25 protein-coding genes are annotated in these 24684 nt (G+C 63.4%); 12 read left to right on the top strand and 13 right to left on the bottom strand.

All coding sequences use genetic code 11. From position 1 onward, the window contains the following. Nucleotides 1-56 precede the first annotated feature (56 nt). The 4 genes from RAM60_RS07995 to plsY all read right to left on the bottom strand — a co-directional run bounded on the left by RAM60_RS07995 (nt 57) and on the right by plsY (nt 3580). Nucleotides 57-419: a hypothetical protein gene (locus tag RAM60_RS07995; RefSeq protein ID WP_369027216.1), complete on the bottom strand. Its 363-nt coding sequence runs from the start codon at nt 417-419 to the stop codon at nt 57-59. A 144-nt stretch (nt 420-563) separates the two neighbouring features. Beyond that, entirely contained in the window at nt 564-1556 is a 993-nt protein-coding gene (locus tag RAM60_RS08000; RefSeq protein WP_369027215.1) for a hypothetical protein, read from the bottom strand. Nucleotides 1557-1877: 321 nt separating this feature from the next. Beyond that, a complete protein-coding gene (gene dprA / locus RAM60_RS08005) occupies nt 1878-2987 on the bottom strand; it encodes a DNA-processing protein DprA (protein WP_369027214.1) in 1110 nt (369 codons plus the stop codon). Continuing rightward, nucleotides 2984-3580: a glycerol-3-phosphate 1-O-acyltransferase PlsY gene (plsY, locus tag RAM60_RS08010; protein ID WP_510640403.1), complete on the bottom strand. Its 597-nt coding sequence runs from the start codon at nt 3578-3580 to the stop codon at nt 2984-2986. The genes dprA and plsY overlap by 4 nt, the downstream gene beginning before the upstream one ends. Before the next feature lie 134 nt (nt 3581-3714). Between plsY and murI the strand changes: the two genes are divergently transcribed. The 11 genes from murI (at nt 3715) to RAM60_RS08065 (ending at nt 13186) form a co-directional block, all read left to right on the top strand. After that, entirely contained in the window at nt 3715-4509 is a 795-nt protein-coding gene (gene murI, locus RAM60_RS08015; protein WP_369027212.1) for a glutamate racemase, read from the top strand. A 4-nt stretch (nt 4510-4513) separates the two neighbouring features. Beyond that, nucleotides 4514-4990 (top strand): hypothetical protein, encoded by a 477-nt coding sequence (locus tag RAM60_RS08020; RefSeq protein WP_369027211.1) that lies wholly within the window; start codon nt 4514-4516, stop codon nt 4988-4990. A gap of 102 nt (nt 4991-5092) precedes the next feature. Beyond that, the gene (gene hemA, locus RAM60_RS08025; protein WP_369027210.1) at nt 5093-6313 is read left to right on the top strand and encodes a 5-aminolevulinate synthase; all 1221 of its coding nucleotides are present in this window, start codon (nt 5093-5095) and stop codon (nt 6311-6313) included. Then, on the top strand, nt 6310-6765 hold the full coding sequence (locus RAM60_RS08030) for a DUF2059 domain-containing protein (protein WP_369027209.1): 456 nt from the start codon (nt 6310-6312) through the stop codon (nt 6763-6765). Before hemA ends, RAM60_RS08030 begins: the two co-directional genes overlap by 4 nt. Nucleotides 6766-6813: 48 nt before the next feature. Next, entirely contained in the window at nt 6814-8001 is a 1188-nt protein-coding gene (locus tag RAM60_RS08035) for a cell wall hydrolase (RefSeq protein ID WP_510639567.1), read from the top strand. Nucleotides 8002-8136: 135 nt separating this feature from the next. Next, nucleotides 8137-9132, top strand: a complete 996-nt coding sequence (locus RAM60_RS08040; RefSeq protein WP_369027207.1) for a hypothetical protein — start codon at nt 8137-8139, stop codon at nt 9130-9132. Nucleotides 9133-9261: 129 nt separating this feature from the next. Beyond that, nucleotides 9262-10119: a TauD/TfdA dioxygenase family protein gene (locus RAM60_RS08045; RefSeq protein WP_369027206.1), complete on the top strand. Its 858-nt coding sequence runs from the start codon at nt 9262-9264 to the stop codon at nt 10117-10119. 78 nt (nt 10120-10197) lie between these two features. Then, nucleotides 10198-10893 carry a nitroreductase gene (locus tag RAM60_RS08050; protein ID WP_369027205.1) on the top strand — a complete coding sequence of 232 codons (696 nt, stop codon included), beginning with the start codon at nt 10198-10200 and terminating at the stop codon, nt 10891-10893. A gap of 46 nt (nt 10894-10939) precedes the next feature. Further along, the gene (locus RAM60_RS08055) at nt 10940-11713 is read left to right on the top strand and encodes a hypothetical protein (RefSeq protein ID WP_369027204.1); all 774 of its coding nucleotides are present in this window, start codon (nt 10940-10942) and stop codon (nt 11711-11713) included. A 164-nt stretch (nt 11714-11877) separates the two neighbouring features. After that, on the top strand, nt 11878-12309 hold the full coding sequence (locus tag RAM60_RS08060; protein WP_369027203.1) for a hypothetical protein: 432 nt from the start codon (nt 11878-11880) through the stop codon (nt 12307-12309). A gap of 73 nt (nt 12310-12382) precedes the next feature. After that, complete coding sequence (locus tag RAM60_RS08065) at nt 12383-13186, top strand: hypothetical protein (RefSeq protein ID WP_369027202.1); 804 nt, start codon at nt 12383-12385, stop codon at nt 13184-13186. On the opposite strand, the gene RAM60_RS08070 is transcribed toward RAM60_RS08065, so the two are convergent. From RAM60_RS08070 to RAM60_RS08080, 3 genes are all read right to left on the bottom strand, one after another. Beyond that, a complete protein-coding gene (locus RAM60_RS08070; protein WP_369027201.1) occupies nt 13183-13797 on the bottom strand; it encodes a 2-hydroxychromene-2-carboxylate isomerase in 615 nt (204 codons plus the stop codon). The two genes, RAM60_RS08065 and RAM60_RS08070, sit on opposite strands and share 4 nt — an antisense overlap. Next, nucleotides 13794-14492, bottom strand: coding sequence for a glutathione S-transferase N-terminal domain-containing protein (locus tag RAM60_RS08075; RefSeq protein ID WP_369027200.1), 699 nt, complete (start codon nt 14490-14492; stop codon nt 13794-13796). Before RAM60_RS08075 ends, RAM60_RS08070 begins: the two co-directional genes overlap by 4 nt. 121 nt (nt 14493-14613) lie before the next feature. After that, nucleotides 14614-15816 carry a type III PLP-dependent enzyme gene (locus tag RAM60_RS08080; RefSeq protein WP_369027199.1) on the bottom strand — a complete coding sequence of 401 codons (1203 nt, stop codon included), beginning with the start codon at nt 15814-15816 and terminating at the stop codon, nt 14614-14616. 278 nt (nt 15817-16094) lie between these two features. On the opposite strand from RAM60_RS08080, the gene RAM60_RS08085 reads away from it, so the two are divergent. Then, on the top strand, nt 16095-18101 hold the full coding sequence (locus RAM60_RS08085; RefSeq protein WP_510639569.1) for a S9 family peptidase: 2007 nt from the start codon (nt 16095-16097) through the stop codon (nt 18099-18101). Between the two features lie 10 nt (nt 18102-18111). Here the strand turns inward: RAM60_RS08085 and RAM60_RS08090 are convergent, their stop codons facing one another. The 6 genes from RAM60_RS08090 to RAM60_RS08115 all read right to left on the bottom strand — a co-directional run bounded on the left by RAM60_RS08090 (nt 18112) and on the right by RAM60_RS08115 (nt 24663). Next, nucleotides 18112-19290: a carboxynorspermidine decarboxylase gene (locus tag RAM60_RS08090; protein ID WP_369027197.1), complete on the bottom strand. Its 1179-nt coding sequence runs from the start codon at nt 19288-19290 to the stop codon at nt 18112-18114. Between the two features lie 17 nt (nt 19291-19307). Beyond that, nucleotides 19308-20303: a glycosylasparaginase gene (locus tag RAM60_RS08095; protein WP_369027196.1), complete on the bottom strand. Its 996-nt coding sequence runs from the start codon at nt 20301-20303 to the stop codon at nt 19308-19310. A 61-nt stretch (nt 20304-20364) separates the two neighbouring features. Then, nucleotides 20365-21048, bottom strand: coding sequence for a CerR family C-terminal domain-containing protein (locus tag RAM60_RS08100; protein WP_369027195.1), 684 nt, complete (start codon nt 21046-21048; stop codon nt 20365-20367). A gap of 52 nt (nt 21049-21100) precedes the next feature. Continuing rightward, complete coding sequence (locus tag RAM60_RS08105; protein ID WP_369027194.1) at nt 21101-22447, bottom strand: oxygenase MpaB family protein; 1347 nt, start codon at nt 22445-22447, stop codon at nt 21101-21103. A 66-nt stretch (nt 22448-22513) separates the two neighbouring features. After that, nucleotides 22514-23452, bottom strand: a complete 939-nt coding sequence (locus tag RAM60_RS08110; RefSeq protein ID WP_369027193.1) for a peptidyl-alpha-hydroxyglycine alpha-amidating lyase family protein — start codon at nt 23450-23452, stop codon at nt 22514-22516. Then, nucleotides 23452-24663, bottom strand: coding sequence for a saccharopine dehydrogenase family protein (locus RAM60_RS08115; protein ID WP_200980890.1), 1212 nt, complete (start codon nt 24661-24663; stop codon nt 23452-23454). Before RAM60_RS08115 ends, RAM60_RS08110 begins: the two co-directional genes overlap by 1 nt. Between the last annotated feature and the right edge of the window lie 21 nt (nt 24664-24684).

Raw genomic sequence — 24684 nt, forward strand, 5'->3', positions numbered from 1 at the left:
CCCTTACGTGTGTACGTGTACGTACGCGCGAAAATGGGGCCGGGGATTCGGCCGCGTCAAGTCGTGGAGCGCACCATCTTGCGCCATGCCACGAAGAACAGCGCAAAGAGCACCAGGTCGATCGCGCCGAAGATGCCGGTCATCGGTTCGTTCTGCCCGGTGAGAGCGAAGGCAACCGCCGGTATGCCGAAGCACAGTTTCTCGAAGAAGGTTACCGGCATGAGCGGCTGGAAGCGACGCGGATCGCGGGCGATGACGAGAAACACGCCTTGGAAGACCAGTGCTGTGCCGGCAAATCCGAGATGCGCAAGGTGCCACGGATCGGGTACGGGCTGGAAGTAGGCGAGCAGCAGGACGGGAAAGCCGTAGATTGCCGCCCAGCGATAGACCCGGCTGGCGAACTGTTCCTCTGGCGTCATATGGCCTCCCCCGCGCAGCTTTTGCTTCGCGAAGGTCGCAGCGGTCAAGCGGCATGAAGTTGCCGGCTATCCACGAGGTCATGCATTCGCGCGAGGGCGGGAACAAGGTGGGCCATCCCCGGGCCTATCCCGCCCTCCATTCCGTCATTGTTGGGCCTGGAGTGCCCCCACGACCATTTCGTTGGCAAGGCTGGCCGCCTTGCCCGCCCCTTCCTCGTAATTGCCCAGCTTGGCGGTGAACTGGAACTTGCGCGTCTTGCCGAAGCGCAAGCCGCCAAAGCCGAGGGCAGCGGCTACGCCGCCCGCGACATTAGCCGCTGCCTGCGTGGTTTTTTCGGTCCCGCTACTGGCATCGGCAACTTCGATGAAGTCGCCATCGACCGACACGGGCTGGCCGAAGGAAACGGTGTTGGTCTTGCCATTTGCGCCGATAACGGTGACCTGCGAGAAGCCCGGGACCACGGACAGGTTGGCATTGACCTTGAGGCCTCCGAAGCTGAACGCACCGGGCCGCTTCTGGTCGGAGAAGTCGATGAGGTACGTGACGTCGATTACCGGAGTAGCCGCGCCCTTGGCATAGGTTGCCAACTGGTAGCTGTTCTGGCCGGCGGTCATGTTCAAGCCCATGCTGCTCATGCCGCTTCCGGTAAAATCGCCCGGAACCAGCACCTGGATCGGAAGCTGGCTGGGCTTGTAGTAAACCGCCTTGCCTTTGCTCTTCTTCTCGAGAGCAATGTTGATTTCTGCCGGGGTGTCGACACCCTTCACCTTGGCGAAACCGGCGTCATTGAAAACGGCCGAAGGGTCGGCAACGGCAAAGCCAGCCGCCGACAACCGGGAAACGAAGTCGCCATATGCCGCGTCGGCGATCTGCTGCATCATCTCGGGCGTGACACCGACAAGTTCACTCTTGGCCTTGGTCGTGCCGCCAAATGCTCCGAGCATCCCGCCCGTCGCAGCCGTGGCGTCGATGGATTCGAAAATGAAGCCTATGTTGAAGGCAACGACCGCAATCTGCGATGCCCCCTGCAGTGCGCCCTTGTCCTTTACCTCGATCGGTGGCTTCTCCTTCGCCTCGATAGCGACAGGTGCCGACAGCGCCAGCGCGAGCGCGCCGGCCGCAATAATTCTCTTCATGCATTCCCCCATTTGGATCCGGCGCAGAAGCGCCGGACCATCAATTACCGGATTCGAGCGACAAGGCCTTGGAAGGAAGCGACTTTCGTCAGGAAGCCGTTATGGAACGGGCCGCCCGTACAGGAGGTACGAAGGCGGCCCGTCGCGAGAGCGCCGGGGGCGCGCCCGCTATGAAAACTGGCGATGGTTGCGACCGGGTTACGAGACGGCGGGGGGCCTCTGCGCGGTGCCCTGTTGCGCCTGCGAAGGCGATTCGCATTGCATCAATGCGTCACAGAGGGGTCATCGATGTCGAATATGTACAATTGTCCCAAATTGGGATTACGCGATCAGGGACACCCGCCCGCCAGCATGACGCTCGAGCCGACCTGCTATTTCGAGTTCCAGCAATGCAAGCTGAACCGAGGCAGTACTTTCGCCCGACTGCCTGATGAGTTCGTCGATGCCGACCGGGGCAGTAGTCAGGAGTGAAGCCACGTCGGCGGGTTCGGCGTTAGCCAGTTCTTCCGGTTCGAAGTCGAACGCCGATGCCGCTTCCCGGAAGCGTGAGCGCGGCGTTCCATCGAAACCCGACAGCAGTTCGACAACATCCTCGGGCGAGTTCACCAGCACAGCTCCTTCGCGGATGAGGTGGTTGCAGCCATGGCTGCGCGGTTCGAGCGGGCTGCCCGGTATGGCCATAACCTCGCGCCCTGCCTCCCCCGCCAATCGCGCAGTGATGAGCGAGCCCGATTTCACCGCTGCCTCGACCACCAGCGTGCCGAGCGACAGGCCGGCAATGATGCGATTTCGACTGGGGAAGTGGCTGCCGCGCGGTTCAGTGCCGGGTGGCTGTTCGGCAATGAGCAAGCCCTCGGCCGCGATCCGTTCCTGCAGATCGGTGTGCTGCGGCGGGTAGGCGATGTCGATCCCGCTGGCGATCACGCCGACGGTGCGCGGAAACGCGCCCTCGTGCGCCGCCCCGTCGATGCCCCGGGCGAGGCCGGACACGACCGTGAAGCCCGCTTCCGCCCGCGCCGCGCCGAAATCGCGGGCCAGCTTGACCGCGGCCGCGCTCGAATTACGTGCGCCGACCATCGCGACGCAGGGCTGACCGAGCAGCGACACATCCCCGCGCCAGGTCAGGATCGGCGGTGCACCGTCGATCTCGCCGAGCAGGGCCGGATAGGAGGGTTGGTCGTGGAACAAATACTTCGCACCCGCCGCGCGCACCGCCTCGACTTCGCGCTCGATCGCTTCGACCCTGGCGGGACGATACTGCCGCCCTCCCCGCGCCGAAAGCTCCGGCAACGCCTCGATCGCCGCACCGGCATTGCCGAAGCGCTGCAGCAACATGGCGTAGCTGACCGGCCCGATATTGGGCGAGCGCAACAGGCGGATGCGCGCAAACGCCTCCTCCTGCGTCAGTACCGGATGCGCCGGAGCGTTCACTCTTCGGGCTTGGCCTTCGATCCGCCGACCCTGGGTTCGGTGCCTGCCATCAGCCGCTTGATGTTTTCACGATGCAGCCAGATCACCAACACGGCGATGATCGCCATTACCTTGGCAAAGGTTGGCTGGCCGATGAGGAATGCGGCAACGGCTGCGGCGACCACCGCGCTCATGCCCGCAAGCGAGCTGATGCGCGTGATTGCCAGCATCCCGATCCACACCACGGCGTAGGTCAGTCCGAGCGGCACGGCGAGGCCAAAGGATACGCCGGCATTGGTCGCCACGCCCTTGCCACCCTTGAAGCCCAGCCACACGGGGAAGCAATGCCCGAGTACGGCGAACAGCGCGGTCCAGCCCATGTCCTCCCAGAACAATTGCTTGGCAATGAGGACCGGGATCAGCCCCTTGGCAAGGTCGAGCAGCAATGTCGCGGCAGCCAGCCCCTTGCTGCCGGTGCGCAGCACATTGGTTGCGCCGATATTGCCGCTGCCGATCGAGCGGATGTCGCCCTTCCCGCCCAGTTTGGCGATGATCAGGCCGAATGGGATCGAGCCGAAGGCATAGCCGAGCAGCGCGGCATAGAGCGTCGTGATGGTCAGGTCCGTCGGCACAATTCACCCCGCAATTTCCGCGCAAGCTTGCTGAATGCCCGCACTATCTACTAGCGCAGCATCTAGAGTGATCCGGTGTAGTTCGACAAGCACCGGCACGGTGGAAAAGGACCGTTGTGAACGCATCCGCACCAATCCTGCTGTTCGATTCCGGAGTCGGCGGCCTCACCGTGCTGGCCGAGCTGCGGAAAGCCCTGCCCGAGGCGCCGGTCATCTATGCCGCCGACATGGCCGGCCTGCCCTATGGCACCAAGAGCGAGGCGGAAATCGCCGCGCGCGTTGCCGGTCTGCTCGGGCGCATGGCCGAACGCTGGCAACCGCGCCTGATTTGCATCGCCTGCAATACGGCCAGCACCATTGCGCTCGGCATGGTGCGCGACGTGCTCGAAATTCCCATCGTCGGGACTGTCCCGGCCATCAAGCCCGCCGCTTCATTGACGACAACCGGTACCTTCGGCCTGCTCGGGACCGAGGCGACCATTCGCCAGGCCTATGTCGACAATCTCGAGCGCGAGTTTGCGGGCGGCAAACGCTTGCTGCGCCACGGCGCGAACGGACTTGTCCCGTTGGCCGAAGCCAAGCTGCGCGGCGAGGACGTGAGCGTCGACGCAGTGGCTCGCGAAATTGCAGGGCTGCTGGCGCAGGACGGCGCGGATTCGATCGACACGCTGGTCCTCGCGTGCACGCACTTCCCGCTGCTCGAGGACGAATTGAGGCAGGCAATCGGCCGTGACGTAAGGTTCGTTCACGGGGCCGAGGGCATCGCCCGGCGTGTCGCCTATCTCACCCAAGGCCAGTCGTTCGAGCGGGATGGTCCGGACCGGGCCGTGACCACCGGCGACCTTGCCGATTTCCATCGCCTCGGACCTACCTTCGCCCGGTACGGTATCCAGCGGCTGGAGAAGTTCTAGGGCAATGGCGGAAGATCGCGTCACGCTCGCGGAACGCAGCCTGCAGCGTCTGGCAGACGAGCGCGGCGACGTGACCGGGGAGGTGATCGACGCCTATTATCGCCGGCATCCCGACGCCCGCGCCTCGTTCGAGCACCATGGCCTCGGACTTACGCACGAGCTCGAAGCGCGAATGGCGACGGAGGCGCTCTTCCTGCTCCTGCAATGGGTCGAATCCCCGCCCACAGCACGGATCGATCATGGGACGGCAATCGTCCATCACAACGACACCATGCTCATCCCTCCGCGCTGGTACCTTGGCCTGGTCGACGCCGCGCTGGAGATCCTTTTCGAGACGATACCGGCTGATTGCGACGACGAGAGGGCGATGTGGCTGGAGGTCAGGCAGGAATTCGCATCTTTCGTCGAAAGCCTGCGACAGGACTTCTTCCGCAGCGACGGCGGGGCACCCCTCCCCGACTTCCACCCGCCTAATACTTAAGAACCATTCGCAAAGATCGCGGTGGAATTCCGCGGTTTTCCGCCCTATGGGCAGAGCCATTCCAGGCCGCGGACGGGCGGTGTTGAGACGGGCGGACCCCGCGTGAACTACGACCAGATTTTCGACCAGGCTATCGACCGCCTTCACGAGGAAGGCCGCTATCGCGTCTTCATAGATATCCTGCGCAACAAGGGCGCGTTCCCGAACGCACGCTGCTTCGCCGGACACAACGGACCCAAGCCGGTCACCGTCTGGTGTTCGAACGACTATCTCGCCATGGGCCAGCACCCCAAGGTCATCGCAGCCATGGAAGAGGCGCTGCACGACGTCGGCGCGGGTTCGGGCGGTACGCGCAACATCGGCGGCAACACCCATTATCACATCCAGCTCGAGCAGGAACTGGCCGACCTGCACGGCAAGGAAGGCGCGCTGCTGTTCACCAGCGGCTATGTCTCGAACGATGCGACGCTCTCGACGCTGGCCAAGCTGCTGCCGGGCTGTGTCATCTTCTCGGACGAGCTCAACCACGCCAGCATGATCGCCGGCATCCGCAACGCAGGTTGCGAGAAGCGGGTGTGGCGCCACAACGATGTCGAGCACCTCGAAGAACTGCTCGCCGCCGAAGACCCGGATACGCCCAAGCTGATCGCTTTCGAGAGCGTCTATTCGATGGACGGCGACGTTGCCCCGATCCACGCGATCTGTGACCTCGCCGAGAAGTACAATGCGCTGACCTACATCGACGAGGTCCACGCGGTCGGCATGTATGGCAAGCGCGGTGGTGGCATTTCGGAGCGTGACGAGGCCGCGCACCGCATCGACATCATCGAAGGCACGCTGGGCAAGGCGTTCGGCGTTATGGGCGGCTACATCGCTGCCGACACCCGCATCATCGACTGCATCCGCAGCTATGCCCCGGGCTTCATCTTCACAACCTCGCTCTCCCCGGTGCTGGTCGCAGGCGTGCTCGCCGCAGTCCGCCACCTCAAGTCCTCGAGCGAGGAACGCGAAGGCCAGCAGGCCGCAGCCGCCACCCTCAAGCAGAAGATGCGCGATGCGGGCCTGCCGGTGATGGACAGCGTCACGCACATCGTGCCCGTCATGGTCGGCGATCCGGTGCGCGCGAAGAAGATCAGCGACATCCTGCTCGCCGAATACGGCGTCTATGTGCAGCCGATCAACTTTCCGACCGTGCCGCGTGGAACCGAGCGCCTGCGCTTCACCCCGGGCCCAGCCCACACGCCTGCGATGATGGACGAACTCGTCGCTGCGCTGGTTGAAATCTGGGGCCGCGTCGAACTGCAGCTGCAGAAGGCGGCGTGAAGCTCGTGACATTGGCGCTGCCGATCCTGGTGCTGGCAGCTCCCCTCGCAGCAAACGATGACGCAAAGCTGGCACTCGCACGCGAGATCGCCGGCCATTCGCTGCTGGCGACGCTGGGTCCGCTGCAGACCGCTGCGGAGGTCGAGCAAATCATTGCCGATGCGCCCGATCTTGCTGCTGAAGAACAGGATGACTTGCGCACCATCGGACGCGAGAAGGCGGATGAGATCGGCAAGCGCGCGATCGAGGCTGAAGCGCAGGCGATGGCAGTAGTCCTGACTCTCGAAGATCTCGATGCCATCGCCAGCTTCGAACGCTCGCCCGCTGCAGCGCATCGCCGCGAGGTGATGCCGATGATCGTCGGTTCGGTCATGCAGGAACTTGCAGGGCTCGACTACAAGGGCGAGGTACGCGCGGCCTTCTGCGAAAAGTCGGGCAAGCTCTGCGAGTGACGTTCGCCGAGGGGTGTAACGGGCCTCGCTCAGTCCTATCTAACCGCGATGTTCGGTAGGAACGCTACGACTTTTCGCGAAAATGCGCCCCTGCTCGGGGTGGTCGCCCTCTTGTTGGCGACCTTTGCGCTGCTCGCCATGTTCGGGCATCCAGATGCGACGGCGAAAATAGCGCGCGAACGGGCCGAAACCAGCCTTATCGACACACTGCCCGCAACCGGCGATGACGTCGGCACCATCGTCTCCGCGCTCGCCCCCGACGATGCCAAGGCGCGAAACGAGTCCGTGCCTTTCGCCGACGACGCGCCGCCGCCTGCCAAACCGTTCGCGTTTCGCGGCAACGGCATCGACCGCCAACGGGCGCGTGACTGCCTTGCCCTCGCCGCCATGGCCGAGGCAGGTAGCGGCGACGAGGACCAACGCGCCGTGATGCAAGTCGTCCTCAACCGTGTACGCCACCCGGCCTTTGCAAAGACCGTCTGCGGGGTCGTGTTCGAAGGCTCCGAGCGCCCCACAGGCTGCCAGTTCACCTTCACCTGCGACGGATCGCTCAACCGGACCTATTCCGAATCCATGTGGCGCTCGGCTCGCGAACGGGCGCAGGAGGCCCTGGGCGGCTACGTCGACACAAAGGTTGGCAGCGCCACCCACTACCATGCGAACTATGTCTATCCCTATTGGTCCGGTTCGCTCGACAAGATCGCCGAAGTCGGACCTCACCTCTTCTTCCGCTGGCGCGGCGCATGGGGGATGCCGCAGGCGCTTTCGGCACGTTACAGCGGCGGCGAGCCGGACCCCCTGGCGCTCCGGGAAACCGCACAGGAAGTCGAACGCCCAGAAGACCTGCTTCCCCGTCTGGCGCAACAGGGCACGGCCGTCCGAAGCATCACGGCTTCGGATATCCCGCGCGACCCGAGTTTGGCTGTAACGAGGCCGAGTACCCCCGATTCGCCTGCTCCCGGAGTACATTTTGTGCTGGTGTCAGGCGGAGATGCGCCTGGTGCACTGGTCGAGAAGGCGCGCACGCTTTGCCCGGGCGACCGCTATTGCCAGGTCTATGGCTGGGACGATGCAACCGCAATTCCCGCGCGATTGCCCCTGGGCGAAGATGCGCGCAGAGCCTTGCGTTTCAGTTACTTGCCCGCACGTTCAGGCAATCCGGAAGTCGTCTATTTCGACTGCAGGGTCTTTATCGCTCCTGAAAGCGGGGCCTGTTTGCCAAGAGCGATCCGTTGATCACTCAACCTCTACTGCGCATTTTTCCGTAAGTACTTCCGTCACAATAGCGAACACAGTTGCACGACATTCAAGAATCGGCGACGTCGTTTTGGAAGGGCGGCCGGGACTGCCCATGAGGGAAGGGTCGTCTCCATGAAATTTTCCAAGGCATCCACCCTCGCCCTTGCGCTTGCCCTCTGCGCGTGTGGCGGGGGAGACGGCAGCTCACCGCCACCCACAGGCGGTGGCGGCAGCAGCAGTGGCGGTGGGACCCCCACGCCAACGCCATCACCGGTAACCTATAACAAGTTCGCCGACCTTATGGGACAGCAGGCTTTTGCATCGACCTGTGGCGGCGAAGAAATCTTCAACGGCCAGACCTTTACGAATGGCGCCACCGGTTTCGGTGAAGGGATCGCGATCAATTCCGACCGCTCGGGTCCGAGTTACGACATCACGGTCCAGCAGATGGGCTTCAACCCGCCATTCAGCCTGTCCTTCACCCAAGCCGACCGCGACCCTGCCGCCCCTGCCGGGACCGAGCGCTACAAGAAGACCGATGCGAGCGGGAACACGCAGCGCTTCGGTGTTTCCGTGGTTACAATCGCCGGAGTGGCCCAGGATTATGTACGGCTTGCGACTTTAAGCTCACCCACCGGCGTCGGGTTCGTCAGCATCGGATGCGCTTTCGGGGTTCCGACAGTGCTGAGCGATGTTCCGTCAGCTACCAAGTCCTATAGCAAAGCGGTAGCGACCGGCATTCTCAGGCTCGTGGAAAACGCAGGTACCCTCGGAATGGGACCGGTCCACACTTATTCCACCAGTCCCACGACGATGACCGCGACTGCAAATCCGGCGAACGGACAGATTTCTTTTACCCTCAACCTGAAGGGCCAGGAAGTGGTTGCCGGTACGGTTTCGGACACGGTGACCGACCTTGGAACCTACACCGGAAGTACGACGATAGACGGATCGAAGCAGTCATTTTCCGGGATCGTCTCGACCTCCGGCGGCTTAGTCGTCGGCAATTTCGGCGGCTGGTTCTTCGGACCGCAGGGGGCGACGATGGCGGTCTCCTTCAAGATGACAGAACGGCGACCCGACAACAGCGACGTCACCTATGGCGGCGTGACCTTGCTCAGCCCCTGAGGAAGGGCTGAGGGCGCTCCCGGGCCGCACTTACTCTCCCGCCAGTCTATCGGCCCGGGCGATTGCATGTCCGAGGGACTCGCATGCCCCTGCCTTGCATGATAGCCTCTCCTCGAGAGGGAGAGGCACATGGCGACAGTGATCGACAAGAGCGGGCTTGATACCGGGGCACTCGATGTCCAGCCGATGACGCCTGCCATCGGGGCGGAGATTTACGGCGTCGACCTTGGCGCGGACGACATCGCCGAACGTATTCCGGAAATTCGCGCGGCGCTGCTCAGGTACGGGGTGATCTTCTTCCGCGACCAGCAACTGACGCAGGAACAGCACATCGCCTTCGCGCGCCATTTCGGCGAACTGGAAATCCACCCCGCCACTCCCAAGAGCCAGGCCAATCCGGAAGTGCTGCGCATCGCCCATGGGCCGGACAGCCGCGGGAGCGAGAACAACTGGCACTCCGACGTTACCTGGCGCGAATGCCCCTCGCTCGGTTCGATCCTTTATGCGCGCGAAGTCCCGCCTGTCGGTGGCGACACGCTTTTCGCCAACATGCACCTCGCCTACGAGCGCCTGTCCGAACAGATGCAGCGGTTCTGCGAAGGCCTCACCGCCGTACACGACATCGCACGCGTCTTCGCAAAGCGGCTCGGAAAGTCGGTCGAGGAACTGCACGAGAAATATCCGCCGATGCGGCACCCGGTGATCCGCACGCACCCCGAGACCGGCGAGCGCGCGATCTACGTCAACACCGGCTTCACCAGCCACATCGAGGGCCTCTCGAAAACCGAAAGCGACTGGCTGCTCCAGCACCTTTACGCCACCGCCATGGACGTCGAGATCCAGTGCCGCTTTCGCTGGCGCGAAAACTCCATCGCCTTCTGGGACAATCGCGTCTGCCAGCACCTTGCGGTGAGCGACTATTTCCCCGCACGGCGCGTGATGGAGCGAGTCACGATCGCCGGCGACCGGCCCTATTTCACCCCGTAAGAGCGCGCTTGACGTAGCGTATTTTGCGCAAGCCAAATGCCGCGCTAATCCTCCCCTCCAGATACGAGGAGAGAGTGGATGAGCGGCAATCCGGACATGACGTTTGCGGAGGTGGTGCGCGGGCGGCGTTCGATCCGCGGCTATCTCGACAAGCCAGTCCCGCGCGAGGTGATCGAGGAAGTGCTCGAGATCGCCATGCGCGCGCCTTCTTCCATGAACACGCAGCCGTGGCATTTCCACGTCATCACTGGCGAACCGCTCGACAAGATCCGCAAGGGCAACACCGAGAACATCCTCGCCGGAGTGCCCGACAGCCGCGAGTTCCGGCGCGGTAGCGCCTTCGAGGGTGTCCATCGCGAACGGCAGATTTACGTCGCCAAGCAGCTGTTCGGCGCCATGGGTATCGAGCGTGACGACAAGGAACGGCGGCAGGACTGGGTCTTGCGCGGCTTTCGCCAGTTCGACGCGCCGGTCTGTGTCATCATCACCTACGACCGCGTGCTCGACGACGGCGACGACAGCAAGTTCGACTGCGGTGCAGTGACGACCGCCCTCGTCAATGCCGCATGGAGCCGTGGCCTCGGCTGCGTCATCAACTCGCAAGGCATCATGCAAAGCCCGGTCGTGCGCGAACATGCCGGCATCCCCGACGACCAGATCATCATGAAGGCCGTCGCCATGGGCTGGCCCGACGAAAGCTTCCCCGCCAATGCCGTGGTCAGCACGCGCAAGAGCGTGGAGGAAGCGGCACGTTTCGTGGGGTTCGAGGGATAGTATTGCCCGCTCGCGGGTTCATCATCCGCAACAGGGAGACACTGGCATGAGCGACACCCTCGTCCGTCTTGCGGAGAATTTCTGGACCGTCCGCGGCGAATTCCGCATCGGCGGCATGCTCGACGTCGGCACGCAATGCGCGCTCGTGAAGCTGGCAGATGGCGATTTCGTCTTTCTCGACAGCTATACGCTCACCGATCCCATTCGGGAGGAGATCGACGCGCTTACCGATGGCGGGGCAAAGGTGAAGGCCATCCTCAACCTCCATCCCTTCCACACGGTCCATTGCGAGTGGATGCACAAGGCCTACCCGCATGCCGATCTCTACGGCACGGCGCGCCACCTGGCGAAATTCCCGCAGCTGTCGTGGCAGGAGACCAAGTGCGAAGATGCGGCTCTGGCCGAGCGGTTCGGCGCCGACTTCGACTTCTCGGTGCCGCAGGGCGTTCCACTGGTCTGCGACGACGAGAGCGTACATTTCTCCTCCGTGCTGGCGCTGCACCGGGAAAGCGGCACAATTCACGTTGACGACACGTTCAACTACCTCAGGAAGGGCTTCCCGCTTTCGCTCCTGCCCATCACCGGGCGGCTGGGTTTCCACCCCACCCTGGCCAAGGCGCTGGAAAAGCGGGCCGGAGCAGCGGACGAATTCCGCGAATGGGCGATCGATCTGGGAACCCGCTGGTCCGACGCCCGCCGCATCGCTGCCGCTCACAATGCCGTGCTGGAAATTTCCTCGGGCAGTTTCCCAGACCTGGTGGGCGAAGCATTGGGTCGTGTGAAGCCTATCCTGGACAAGCACCGCGCCCAGTACGGGTGAAGGCATTAACTCTCGGAGTGCGCCAGCACCCTCGAATGTGCGCTCACCGTGAAGACAAAGCGCCCTGTCACAACAACCTTGCTTGATGACCCGAAATTAAGCCCAACTTCCGATCACGAGCACTGAGCCGCTAATTGGCAGGACTCGCGTCTGGAGGTCGCCTCATGAAATATACTACCCCGGTGGCACTGGCCGCCGTACTCGCACTCGGCATTGCCGGTCAGACTGCAATCGCCCAGGACACGGGCACCGACACAGGTACCGAAGTTGAAGAACCTGCCGGCAACGGTGCTATCGTCACCCGCGGCGACCTGACCGAAGATCGCGCAGTGCTCGACGAAGAGGGCAATCCCGTCCTCGACGAAGCCGGCAATCCGGTCATGGAAACTGTCGTGATCGGTCGTTCGCAGACGGTCGAAACCCCCTCGGGCAATGTCCACACCATCGCCAAGGCCGATGGCGAGCATGCCGTCGTGACCCATGAACGTGCCGAACGTCCCGAACGCAGCGCCCGCGTCGAAAAGGCCGAGCGCCCCGAACGTCCCGAAAAGCCCGAGAAGCCGGAAAAGCCGGAAAAGCCCGGCCGCGGCGGCTAACATCGACGATGAAATACGAAGCCCTGCCCCGCGCGTGCGGAGGCAGGGCTTCCTGTCAAAGGGACACACGACCATGAGGATCACCACCGCGGCAGCGATAACCGCCATTGCGCTTGCGTACGCCACGCAGGCAGCGGCCGATGACTATGTCCAGTTCAGCACCGGGATCGACTATTCGAGCGGCGACTATGGCGACACCGTCGACACCGACATGCTTGCCGTACCTTTCTCGGTGAAGGTCCAGCGCGGCAATTTCGACGTCAAGCTGACACTGCCCTATGTCGATGTCACAGGCCCGGAAGGCGTCATTCCTGGTGACGGAGGGGTGCGCGGGCCGGGCAATGGAAACGGAAACGGCAATGGCGGTGGCGGGACTGCCAATCCCGTTGTGTCTTCGCGCTCAGGGCTCGGCGATGCCGTCCTGTCGGCTACCTATTCAATGCCGATCGGCGAGAGCACCTGGTTCGACACGACGGGCAAGGTGAAGTTTCCGACCGCTTCGGAAGCGAAGTTCCTCGGAACCGGCACCACCGATTTCACTCTTCAGGGCGAATTGCTGCATGCCTTCGGTCCGTTGAGCGCATCGGTGCGCGGCGGACGTCGTTTCAACGGTTCGAGCGACGCCTATCCGCTCGCGGACGTCTGGCAGGCGGGCGGAGGGCTCTACCTTGCTTCCGGCAACAGCACCTTCGGCCTCGACTACGACTGGCGCGAAGGATCGCTCGCCACCTCGCCCGACCGAAGCGAGATCACCGGATCGCTGACCCAGAAGCTCAACGATAGGCTCAGGCTGCAAGGCTATGCCTATACCGGACTCGCCGACGGCAGCCCCGATATCGGCGCCGGCGCGCAAATCCTCTACCGCATCGGCGGCTAGGACAATTGTTCGACCTTCTGCCGCACAAGCGGCAGCTGGTCGTTGCCGAAATACATGTTCTCCTCGCCCACGAAGATCGTCGGGGAGCCGAAGGCGCCGCGATGGATTGCTTCGTCGGTGTTGACGCGCAGGCGCTCCTTGATTTCAGGGTCGGTCGACTGTTCTGCCAGCGCCGACCCGTCGAAGCCCGCCTCGTCGGCTATGGCGACCAGCACTTTGGGATCGTCGAGATTGCGCATGCCGGTGAAATAGGCCTCGAATGCCGCGTGGGCGAAGCGTTCAAGCGCCTCCTGGTCGTCTTCCAGTGCGCAGCAGAAACGCATGGCGTGGACCGATTTGACCGGATGATGTTCGGAAGGGAAATTCATCTCCACCCCGGCAAGCCGCGCCCATTGCTTAAGCCAGACGAAGCTGCGTGCCAGCCGCGCCGCATTCTCCGGCTTGCGGCTTTCGTAAACGGCCGGATTGACCGCATTGAAGACTCCGCCGACCAGGAACGGACGCCATGTGATCGCATAGTCGAGACCTTCGAGCTTCGATCGGATGTTGGCGAAGGCGAGCCGCGTCCACGGGCTCGACAGGTCGAAAAAGAATTCGACATCCACGCTCATAGCAGTTTCGCCTTCCCCGTTCCGAAGAGGTTGCGTCGCTCCTCCTCGCTCATTTCACCCTGCCTTCGCATGTCGCTGCCGAGCGCCACTCCGCGCCGCAGGCCTTCGCGAGCCTTCAGCGTGTCGTACCAGCGCTTCACGTGCGGGAATTCGTCGAGCGGAACTCCTTGCGCCTTCCACGTCCGCACCCACGGGAAACAGGCCATGTCCGCGACCGTGTAGTCCGGCCCCGCGATGTATTCTTCCTGCCCCAATTGGCGATCCATCACGCCGTAAACGCGCAGCGTCTCGCGGTGGAAACGCTCGATGGCGTAGGGGAGCTTCTCCTCCGCGTAGAGGTGGAAGTGTCCGTGTTGCCCCAATGTAGGGCCAAGGTGGCCGACCTGCCAGAACAGCCACTGCCGCACCCGCGACATGCCGCGCAGGTCGGTGGGAAGGAACTGCCCCGACTTTTCGCCGAGATAGAGCAGCACCGCGCCGGATTCGAACACGGTGACCGGATCGCCCCCGTCACCGGGCGCATGATCGATGATTGCCGGAATCCGCCCGTTGGGATTGATCGCGAGATATTCCTCGGTGTGCTGGTCTCCGGCGGCAAGGTTCACCCAGCGCGGTTCATAGGCGAGCCCGCACTCCTCCAGCATGATCGCGACCTTCCACCCGTTTGGCGCAGGCGCGGTGAAGAATTCGATCATTGGCTGGCTCTCTCCCCTGTCCGGAGGGCACCATCATGAGCGGAGAGTGGCGATGCAAGAAAAAACCCCCGGCGGGCGGTGGCCTGCCGGGGGTCGTTGTCCGTTTCGGGTCTTCGCCGCTTCAGCGAAGGCTCACCACATTGTCCGCTTCCGGACGGGTGCGGCTGCCGTCGTAGAGGCTCGCCATGGGCTCGTCGGTGACGATGATCCGCTCGGCCGCGCCGAAGCCGTTGAAGTCGGTCTTCATCGCGGCACCGTATGCGCCGAGCATGCCGATCTCGAAATAGTCGCCGGCCTGGATGTCCTCGGGCAGCGGGAACGGGCCCTGCATGTAATCGGCATCGTCGCAGGTCGGGCCGTAGAAGGCGAAGTCCATCTCCGGCTTGATGAGGTCATCCTCGAGCGCGCGGACCGGAAACTTCCAGTCCACGTGCGCGGCATCGAACAGCGCGCCATAGGCGCCGTCATTGATGTAGAGTTCGTCACCGCGGCGCTTCTCGACCTTGACGATCAGCGAGGAATACTCGGCGCACAGCGCACGACCCGGCTCGCACCAGAGTTCGGCGTTGTAGGCGATCGGCAGGTTGTAGAAGTGCTGGTGGATGACCTGGAAATAATCCTCCAGCGGCGGAGGTTCCATGCCCGGATAGACACTCGGGAAGCCGCCGCCGACATCGACCATGTCGATGACCACCGAAGCCTCGGCAATCGCGGCGCGCACGCGCTCCAGCGCCTGGACATAGGCGAAGGGGGTCATCGCCTGGCTTCCGACGTGGAAGCAGACGCCGAGCCAGTCGGCATGCTGGCGGGTTTCCTGCAGCAGCGCGGGCGCTTCGGTCAGGTCGCAACCAAACTTGGAAGCGAGGCTGAGTTCGGAATATTCGCTAGACACGCGCAGGCGGATGCAAAGGCGCAGGTCCTGCGCTGGTTCGCCCGCAGCGTCACGGCAGGCATCGACGATCTTCGCCAGCTCTTCGACCGAATCGAGGCTGAAGGTGCGCACGCCGTGCTGGTGATAGGCCTCGCGGATGGCGCTGGGCGCCTTGACCGGGTGCATGAAGCACAGCGTCGCTTCGGGGAGCGTCGCGCGAACCAGACGCACCTCGGCGATCGAGGCGACGTCGTAATGCGTCACGCCGTTGTCCCAGAGGATCTGGAGCAGGTCGGGCGAGGGATTCGCCTTCACCGCATAGAGCGAGCGACCCGGAAACTTCTCGACGAAGAAGCGGGCGGCGCGCGCGGCGGCGTGCGGACGATTGAGAATGACGGGTTCGTCGGGCGCGAGAGCGCGAACTACAGACCGTGCGTCAGGGAAATGCTGCAACTCAAGGGACCCCCTAAACAGTCCTTGCGGACCATGAAACGACAAGCTGCCTTGCGGTTAGGAAGTCCCCTTGGGGCAGCGGGAGCGGCGCATATAAATCGTGGGGCATGAAACGCAAGTGAATACGCGCGAAAAATGCGCAACCCCGACGCAGGGCACATCGGCCGCGAGATGCGACGGGCCGCGTCCCGCACGCCATGGCTCCCCGATCGCGCGACGAATTGACTTTACCCCCGGCGGGAGCACTATCGATCTTTCAGATTTGGGGGAGGCGCACCTTGCGAAAACCAGCAATTCTAACCGCCGTTGCGCTTGCCGCGATACAGCCCACACAGGCCTCGACAAGGCCGGTAGAGCCGGCCGACCTGCTAATGGTCGCCACCGTGTCCGATCCCTCGATCTCGCCCGATGGCACCCAGGTGGTCTACTCGGTTTCAACACCCGACATCGAGCAGGACAGAAATTCGAGCGACATCTGGATTGCTGCGACCGATGGGTCGGGCGAAAGACGTCTCACCGGGCGCAAGGGAGAAAGCGCTTCCACGCCCCGTTTCAGTCCTGACGGGAGCTACGTGGCATTCCTTTCGTCGCGCGGAGGCAAGGATGATGCACCGGACCGGCTGTGGTTGCTGCCCATGGCAGGCGGCGAGGCGATGCCGATCGAGGGCATGAAAGGTTCGGTCAGCGACTACGCCTGGGCGCCCGATGGTCGATCGATCGTGCTCGTCGTGACCGATCCCAAGCCCGAGCCGGTGGGAGCGACCGACGAGGAAAAGACCCGCCCGAGGCCGATCGTCATCGACCGCTATTGGTACAAGGAAGACAATACCGGCTTTCTCGACAACCGCCGCTCGCGCTTGTTTCATTACGACCTGCGAAACAAGACCGCCCGGCGGCTGACCGATGGCGATTTCGATGAGCGGCTACCCGCCTTTTCCCCCGACGGCAGCCATATCGCCTTCGTCTCTAACAGGCAGGACGATCCGGACCGAACCACCAATACCGATATCTTCGTTGCCCGCGTGGCGGCCCTCGGCGCAACGCCGCGGCAGTTGACCACCTTCAAGGGCGCGGACAGTCCCACCTCCCCTCCCGCTTGGAGCCCGGACGGCAGGCGCATCGCCTATGTCCGCAGCGGCGAGCCCGAAACCATCTGGTACGGTGTGAGCCCGCTCGCAGTCGTCGATGCGGAGGGAGGCCCTCCGACAATCCTTACGGGCGAGCTCGATCGCAACATCTTTTCGCCCGTGTGGACCGAGAACAGCCGCGCCGTGCGTTTCATCGTCGAGGACGACGGCAAGGAGTACCTCGCACAGGTCCCCGCGTCCGGCGGCGAGATAACGAGGCTCGCCGAGGGCGAATACGTCCTCGCCTCGCCCAGCGCGGTCGCGAAGGGCAGGATGGCACTGCTCCGGACATCAAGCTTTGCTCCGGCAGAAGTCTATGCCTTTGCCGATGGCCGGTTCACCCAGCTGAGCAGGCGAAATGACAGCTGGCTCAAAGACCTGGAATTCGGATCGGTCCGCAAGTCGAGCTTTGCCAGTGCAGACGGCACCCGAATTTCGGGCTTCGTCTACATCCCGATCGGACATCGCGAGGGTCAGCGTCACGCAACGGTGCTCAATCTGCATGGCGGGCCCACCGCGCAGTTCAATTATGGCTGGGACGCAGAAATCCTCTGGCAGCTCGCCGCAGGATACGTCGTCCTTGCCCCCAATCCGCGGGGCAGCACCGGACGCGGCGAGCAATTCGCCCTGGGCATCGACGCGGCGTGGGGCTCGGTCGACGTGGCCGACGTGCTCGCGGCAGTCGATCACGCGGTGGCAGAAGGGATCGCCGATCCCGATCGCCTTGGAGTGAGCGGCTGGTCCTATGGCGGGATGCTGACGAATTACGTCATCGCCAGCGACACGCGCTTCAAGGCTGCAGTCAGCGGCGCGTCGATCTCCAACGTGATCACCGGCTTCGGGCATGACCAGTACCTGCGCGAATATATCGCGGAGTTGGGCGCGCCCTGGGAAAACCTCCAAGGGTGGCTGCGGGTCAGCTATCCCTTCTTCGAAAACCAGCGCATCAAGACCCCGACGCTGTTCCTGGTCGGCAAGGAAGACGTAAACGTCCCCACCATCGCGAGCGAGCAGATGTACCAGGCGCTGCGCCACCGTGGGATCGACACGCAGCTGGTGATCTATCCCGGCGAATTCCACACGATACGCCGACCCAGCTTCTATCGAGACCGCATGGAACGCTGGAATGCTTGGCTGAACCGCTTTTTGAAGAACTGAAGTTGCGTGCTCAGCTCAACCGGTCGCGGAAGGTCTCGTAGCCGAACTCCTTCACCAGCTCGAGCTGGTCGGTGTCGCTGTCCCAGAGGTAGATCGAAGGCAGCTGCACACCGTTGAAAGTGTTGGTCTTGACCATCGAGTAGTGGGCCTGGTCGAGGAAGGCGAAACGGTTGCCGACCTCGGCCCCGCCCGGAATGCGATAGTCGCCGATGACATCGCCAGCGAGGCAGGAGGGGCCACCGATGCGGGTCGGGGTGACGTCAGGATCCTGCAACTCGCCAAGCATCGCCGGGCGGTAAGGTGCCTCGATCACGTCGGGCATATGGCAGGTCGCCGACACGTCGGAGACCGCCACCGGCAGGCCGTTCCACCCGGTATCGAGGATGGTGCCGACGAGGATGCCCGCGTCGAGCGCCACAGCTTCACCCGGTTCGAGGTAAATTTCCGCGCCGGTATCGTCCTTCGCGTCCTTGAGGAACTCGACCAGTTCCTCGCGCTGGTAGTCGGCGCGGGTGATGTGGTGACCGCCGCCCATGTTGATCCACTTCAACTGCCCGAACCATGGCTCGAGCGCGTCGAAGACCACGTCCCACGTTGCCAGGAGCGGCTCGAAATCCTGTTCGCAGAGATTGTGGAAGTGGATGCCGTCGACCTGCGCCATGATTTCCGGCGTCAGCTGGTCGATCGGGAAGCCGAGGCGACTGCCCGGGCTCGAGGGATCGTAGCGCGGGACTTCGCCCTGGGGGCTAAGCGGATTGACGCGCAGGCCGATATCGAAGTCCTGCCCGCTCGCGCGTGCATTCTCGAGGATGAGCGATGCGCGTTCGAGTTGGCCCGGCGAGTTGAAGATGACGTGGTCCGACAGTCGGCAAACCTCGTCCAGTTCCTCCGGCTTGTAGGCAGCCGAATAGGTCGCGATCTCGCCGTCGTAGAACTCGCTGGCCAGCCTCGCCTCCCACAGGCCCGAGGTGCACACACCGTCGAGGTATTCGCCGATGATCGGCGCGGTCGACCACATGGAGAAGGCCTTCAATGCGGCCAGCACCTTAATGTCCGCCGCGTCGCGGATGTCGGCCAGCACCTGGCAGTTTGCGCGAAGCTTTGCAGCGTCCACCACGAAAGCGGGGCTGCTGACGCGATTGAGGTCGAAGTGCGCGAAGGCGCCCGGGTCGCCGGCTCTGGTTTCCATGGCCGCCCCCTAGCCGCTCAGGCGGGCTTGGGCGAGACCCAGATTTGTTCGTTCCCGGATGCGCTGCGTACCGAATAGCTGAACCCGGCATCGTCCCAGCCGACCTGCGCCCCACCGTGCGTGCCGTCGATCGCGATTGCCGCAATGCCTCCGCCGAACTTGTAGCCCTTGTCGGTAATCCGCTTCAGCGCTGTCGCGGCGGCGATATCGGGCGGCATGCCCTGCCGCATCAGCTCGACCGTGTGATAGGTTGGCAGGAAGCGCATCATCACGTCGCCATTACCGGTCGCGACCGCTCCGCCAACGGCCTGGTCGCCATAGGCACCCGCGCCGGGGATCGGGGAATCGCCGACGCGGCCCGGTATCTTGAACTCGCGTCCGTTGGTCGAGCAGCCGACGCACAGGTTTCCGGCCGCATCGACAGAGATCGAGCCGACCGTGTCGTGCCCCGGCAAATGATCCTCGGCAAACGGCTCGGGCAGGAAAGCATCGGTGCGCTCGCCCTTGGCCGCCCACTTCTCCCATGCCTCCTGCGAGCGCAGATTGGTGAGCGATGTCTCTTCAAACCCCATGCGCACCGCAAAGCGCGTCGCATCGTCGCCGACGATCAGCGAGTGCTGCGTTTCCTCCATCACCTTGCGTGCGACCGAGATCGCCTTCTTGACCCGCTTGAGGCAGCCTACACCGCCGAAATCGTGGCGCGGCCCCCAGAAGATCGTCGCGTCGAGCGTGGTTTCACCGACCTCATTGGGCACGCCGCCGTAGCCGACCCAGTATTCGTCGGGCAGCAGTTCGACGTGGTTGATCGAGCGCTCGACCGCATCGATCGAAGACCCGCCACCGGCGAGGATCGGCCAGGCCGCCTCATTGGCGCCGGGTCCGAAGTCCCAGGTCGTGAGAACGAAGGGTCCGCGGACCTTGCCCGAGGCACGCGGCGCGGCGATCGAAGGGCTGGCTACAACCGATGCCGCGACTGCGGCTCCACCAATAAAACCGCGTCTTGTCGTTGCCATGGTTCTTCCCTTCCCCTCATGCATTCCCGTCCCCGAGGACCGGACCAGCGTCTTCTGACCGTCAGTTCCCTTGTGCCACCAGTGCATCGACCTGGCGAGAAATCGATCGGCGGACGGCGACGAGTTGCTCAGGCCCGATGTCCCGCCATTTCATTATCGATTTCGACACGCGCCTGCCGTTTGTGAAGGCGATGAGGTTCGAAATCAGCATCAGGGCGTCCAGTCGTTCGTCATCCCCCGGATCGGCATAGCCGCGTGCCGCAGCGATCAGGCGCGCCGCCAATTCCGTGCCCGGCTGCCACAGGCTGTCGTAGAGGATCGCGAAGGCATCGCCCGGGGCGTTCATCTCGCGCGCAACGAAGCCTGCCCAGATCGCGGCATCCTCGTTGGCGACAAGCGTATCGACCAGCGCGTCCATCAGCTGGCGCAGGCGAACAAGGGCAAGATCGGGATCAACCCTTCCACCACTCCCCAGTAGAGCGATTGCCGGACCCGAAGCCGATGCGGTTCCTGCTGCGAACCGCTCGACAATGGCCCTTGCACATTCGACGTAGAGCGCATCCTTGGACCCGAAGTGATAGTTCAGGGCTGGCTGGTTGACCCCGGCAGCGGCAGCGATCGTGCGCGTGCTGGCCCCGTCAAGCCCGCTCTCCCCGAAAGCCACGATTGCCGCATCAAGGATGGCACGCCGCGTGTCCGCACTCTTTGCATAGGCACCGCGGCTGGCAGGTTCGGTCTGAGCCATGTCCGCGGGATAGGCCAAGAGCGAGTTTAGCTCCAGAGGTCCCTCAAAGAATTCAGACCGATGGTTTGTACTTGCTCGCGTCGGTGATGAAGTCGGCATGGCCGTAGGTCTTGAGCAGCCTGGCCAATTTGCGAACCAGGCGACGGTCCGCCCATTCTCGTGTGGCCGGAATTGCATCGAGCAGTTTGAACCACCGGATCCGGCCATGGACGAAGGCCACTGCCGTCAGTGCGGCGAGCTTGTCGATCGCGCTCATGGTCACGCCCACGCTGGCGGCCAGCGCCCGGTCGCCGCCCATGAAATGTTCGATGAAGAAGAGCTTGGAAAAGCCGCCCTCCATCCACCGCCTGACCCCGGCCATTGGACCTCGGCCCTGCGTCATTTCCGCCGCCATTGTTGCGCGCAGCAGGGCACCGCAGGTCTCCGGGTCGAATTCCGCGCGCAAGGTCGCCTGGCGGGTAAGCCAAAGCTTCTCGATCCCTCGCGGTGTGTCGCTCAGCAGGTCTTCGGGCAGGCCGAGGAGGAAGCAACGGTAGCGCGCCAGTTCAACCTTGGCGCGTTCTTCGGGCGTGAATGTCTCGCGCCCGCTGTCGAGCACTTCGCGTGCCATCAGATAGGTGCCGATCAACCCAGCGGGCATCTGGTCGACCTGGGGTATCGGTATGCCGAACACCGAGACGTCCCAATTGCCGCTTCGCATGATGTTGGCCCGCACCATCGAATGCATCAGGCGAACCTTGGCCGCCGCCTTGAAGCCCGCGCCATCGCGCCTCAGGGCACCGGGCATCAACGTGGAGGTGAAGAAGCTGCCCGTCTCGTACGCACGGCGCGCGGCGGTGTTGTTCGAAAGCGTGCCGGTGAGCGCCATGGGGAGCGCGCTGTACTTGTTCATGAAGGTCGCGATGAAAGCACCGCGCAGCACGAAGGGTGTCAGGTGGACGTGGGCATTGCGCTCCTGCCGGGCACCTTGCTCCACCATCTCCATGTCGAGCCAATCGGGCTTTTCTTCCATTGCGCCGATGAATGCGCACAGCTCTGCAGGTGCGTCCTCGACAGCCTCGAGCCCTTCGTCGCATGCGAGGTCGAGCATGTCGACGAGACGGCGGAACCCGAACTCGGGCATCAGCGCGGCATAGGCGTCGGCCGTCCGGTCACCCGTCATGGTGTAGGCCCTGATCGTCTCGAGGCAGTCTTCGTCCGCAAGCAGTTCCGCCCGGCGCGAGAGGAATCGCGGAGGCATTTCCACTTTGTCCGCCAGATCGATGGAGAACCGCTCGGGCATGACGGCGAAGTCCACGTTGCCATAGATGCGCGGAATGTCATCGCGCTGCGCCAGCACCTCGGCGGGCAGCGGATTGTTTTTGGGCGCAAAGTCGGAATCGAGTGCGAGCGTAGCCATGGCGGCTCCTTTCCCGATTCAAATTATATCACTTGATAAAATCGTCAAGCAGGTGCTGCGAGTTCACTACGGCAGAGAGAAACGAGCCACGCGACCGCCGGGCACGTCGGTGACGTAGGCCTTGCCGTCCGCTCCGACCGCGAGGTCATGGCCAAGGCTCGCATCCACACCCGGCAAGCCGACATCAAAGGAACGCTCGATCGCCCCGTCGGGGGCGTAGATGCGGATGACAGCACCCTTGCGATCCGCTCCGTCCCGGCCCTCGACCGCCAGGAGTCGACCGTTGCCAAGCGGCTTAATCGAATAGGTGTGGTTGCCGCCAGACGAGACGCGGCTCTCGACCAGTTTCCCGTCGAAGGAGTAGATCTGGATGCGCCCGTTCTCGCGGTCAGCGACGTAAATGTGCCTGTCATCCACCGCGACCGCGTGGGCGATATTGAAGTCGCCCCAGTCCCTGATGAAGTGCCCCTCGCGGTCGAACTCGGCAATGCGGGTGTTCACATAACCATCGGCAACGAGCACATTGTCCCCCAGAAACGCCACGTCCGCGGGTCGGCCGAAATGTGTCGCGTCCTGCTTGCTGACTCCGCGTTCGCCGATCACGAGCTCCTGCTGCCCGTCGTGGCTGAAGCGGAATACCTGCTCGCGTCCGACATCTGTGATCCAGACCTTGTCATCGGCGTCGATGGAAATGCCGTGGGGCATGACGAACAAACCCGCGCCCCAGCGAGCCAGAAGCTTTCCTTCCGGCGAGAACATGAAGACCGTCGGTTCGGCGATGGGTTCTGCGGGGAAGGGTTCCTCCCACACCCGCCCGGCGCGATGCAGGACGAAGATGTTTCCTTCCTTGTCGACATCGACCGCGCTGACTTCGCCGAACTTGGCATCGGCGGGGATCGTCGGCCAGCCGGCATCGACCGCGAGCTTGGGCACCTCCTCCTTGGGAGGAGCCTGGTTGCAGGCCGCGAGCGTCAGAATCGCGGTAGCGGCCCACATGCGCCGCATCAGAACTCGACCGGTCCGTCGAGTTCCTCGACAGTCCACGGCAGGCCATGCCGGTTGAGCATGTCCATGAACGGATCGGGATCCATTTCCTCGACGTTGAACACACCCTCGCCCTTCCAGATGCCCTGCACCACCATTGCGCTGCCGATCATCGCCGGAACGCCGGTGGTGTAGCTGACCGCCTGGTTGCCGGTCTCTTCGTAAGCGGCCTCATGGCTGCAGATGTTCTTGATGTAGAACGTCTTCTCGCCCGACCCGTCGAGCGCCTCGCCGGTGGCGATGCAGCCGATGTTGGTGTTGCCCTTGGTCGTTTCGCCCAGCGTTTCGGGCTTGGGCAGCACCGCGGCGAGGAACTGGAGCGGGATGATCTCTACGCCCTTGTACTTCATCGGCTCGATGCTGGTCATGCCGACGTTCTGGAGCACGGTGAGGTGCTTGATGTACTCGTCGCCGAATGTCATCCAGAAGCGCGCGCGCTCCATCTCCGGATTGAACTTGGCGAGGCTCTCCAGCTCCTCATGGTACATCATGTACATGTTCTTGGGGCCGACGGCCTCGAAGTCGAACTCGACGCGCTTGCCCATTGCCGGGGTCTCGACGAACTCGCCGTTCTCCCAGTGGCGCGCAGGTGCGGTCACTTCGCGAATGTTGATTTCGGGGTTGAAGTTGGTGGCGAAGGCCTGCCCGTGGTCGCCGCCATTGCAATCGAGAATGTCGAGCGTGCGGATCGTCTTCAGCTTGTGCTTCTTGAGCCACATGGTGAAGATGCTGGTGACGCCCGGGTCGAAGCCCGAGCCGAGCAGCGCCATGATCCCCGCTTCCTTGAAGCGATCATGGTATGCCCACTGCCAGCTGTATTCGAACTTTGCCTCGTCCTTCGGTTCGTAATTGGCCGTGTCGAGGTAGTCGACGCCGGCAGCAAGGCAGGCATCCATGATCGGCAGGTCCTGGTACGGCAGCGCCAGGTTGACGACGAGGCTGGGGCCGATCTTCTTGATCAGGTTGATCATCGCCGGGACTTCCTCGGCATCGATCTCGTAGGTGGCGACATCCACGCCGGTGCGCTCTTTCACGCTGGCGGCAATCGCGTCGCACTTGGAACGCGTGCGGCTGGCGAGATGGATGTCCCCGAAGATATCCTTGTTCATCGCCATCTTGTGGACGCAGACCGAGCTGACGCCACCGGCACCGATCACGAGGACTGTCGACATGTTTCACTTCTCCGAATTCGA

The organism is Qipengyuania sp. RANM35, assembly GCF_041021145.2.
Taxonomy (GTDB): Bacteria; Pseudomonadota; Alphaproteobacteria; order Sphingomonadales; family Sphingomonadaceae; genus Qipengyuania; species Qipengyuania soli.

What these genes read in the sequence shown, in the direction of transcription:
- RAM60_RS07995 (WP_369027216.1), bottom strand. Translation starts at nt 419, where the DNA reads ATGACGCCAGAGGAACAGTTCGCCAGCCGGGTCTATCGCTGGGCGGCA.
- RAM60_RS08000 (WP_369027215.1), bottom strand. Translation starts at nt 1,556, where the DNA reads ATGAAGAGAATTATTGCGGCCGGCGCGCTCGCGCTGGCGCTGTCGGCA.
- RAM60_RS08020 (WP_369027211.1), top strand. Translation starts at nt 4,514, where the DNA reads ATGGCGGAAGATCGCGTCACGCTCGCGGAACGCAGCCTGCAGCGTCTG.
- RAM60_RS08035 (WP_510639567.1), top strand. Translation starts at nt 6,814, where the DNA reads ATGTTCGGTAGGAACGCTACGACTTTTCGCGAAAATGCGCCCCTGCTC.
- RAM60_RS08040 (WP_369027207.1), top strand. Translation starts at nt 8,137, where the DNA reads ATGAAATTTTCCAAGGCATCCACCCTCGCCCTTGCGCTTGCCCTCTGC.
- RAM60_RS08045 (WP_369027206.1), top strand. Translation starts at nt 9,262, where the DNA reads ATGGCGACAGTGATCGACAAGAGCGGGCTTGATACCGGGGCACTCGAT.
- RAM60_RS08050 (WP_369027205.1), top strand. Translation starts at nt 10,198, where the DNA reads ATGAGCGGCAATCCGGACATGACGTTTGCGGAGGTGGTGCGCGGGCGG.
- RAM60_RS08055 (WP_369027204.1), top strand. Translation starts at nt 10,940, where the DNA reads ATGAGCGACACCCTCGTCCGTCTTGCGGAGAATTTCTGGACCGTCCGC.
- RAM60_RS08060 (WP_369027203.1), top strand. Translation starts at nt 11,878, where the DNA reads ATGAAATATACTACCCCGGTGGCACTGGCCGCCGTACTCGCACTCGGC.
- RAM60_RS08065 (WP_369027202.1), top strand. Translation starts at nt 12,383, where the DNA reads ATGAGGATCACCACCGCGGCAGCGATAACCGCCATTGCGCTTGCGTAC.
- RAM60_RS08070 (WP_369027201.1), bottom strand. Translation starts at nt 13,797, where the DNA reads ATGAGCGTGGATGTCGAATTCTTTTTCGACCTGTCGAGCCCGTGGACG.
- RAM60_RS08075 (WP_369027200.1), bottom strand. Translation starts at nt 14,492, where the DNA reads ATGATCGAATTCTTCACCGCGCCTGCGCCAAACGGGTGGAAGGTCGCG.
- RAM60_RS08090 (WP_369027197.1), bottom strand. Translation starts at nt 19,290, where the DNA reads ATGGAAACCAGAGCCGGCGACCCGGGCGCCTTCGCGCACTTCGACCTC.
- RAM60_RS08095 (WP_369027196.1), bottom strand. Translation starts at nt 20,303, where the DNA reads ATGGCAACGACAAGACGCGGTTTTATTGGTGGAGCCGCAGTCGCGGCA.
- RAM60_RS08100 (WP_369027195.1), bottom strand. Translation starts at nt 21,048, where the DNA reads ATGGCTCAGACCGAACCTGCCAGCCGCGGTGCCTATGCAAAGAGTGCG.
- RAM60_RS08105 (WP_369027194.1), bottom strand. Translation starts at nt 22,447, where the DNA reads ATGGCTACGCTCGCACTCGATTCCGACTTTGCGCCCAAAAACAATCCG.
- RAM60_RS08110 (WP_369027193.1), bottom strand. Translation starts at nt 23,452, where the DNA reads ATGCGGCGCATGTGGGCCGCTACCGCGATTCTGACGCTCGCGGCCTGC.
- RAM60_RS08115 (WP_200980890.1), bottom strand. Translation starts at nt 24,663, where the DNA reads ATGTCGACAGTCCTCGTGATCGGTGCCGGTGGCGTCAGCTCGGTCTGC.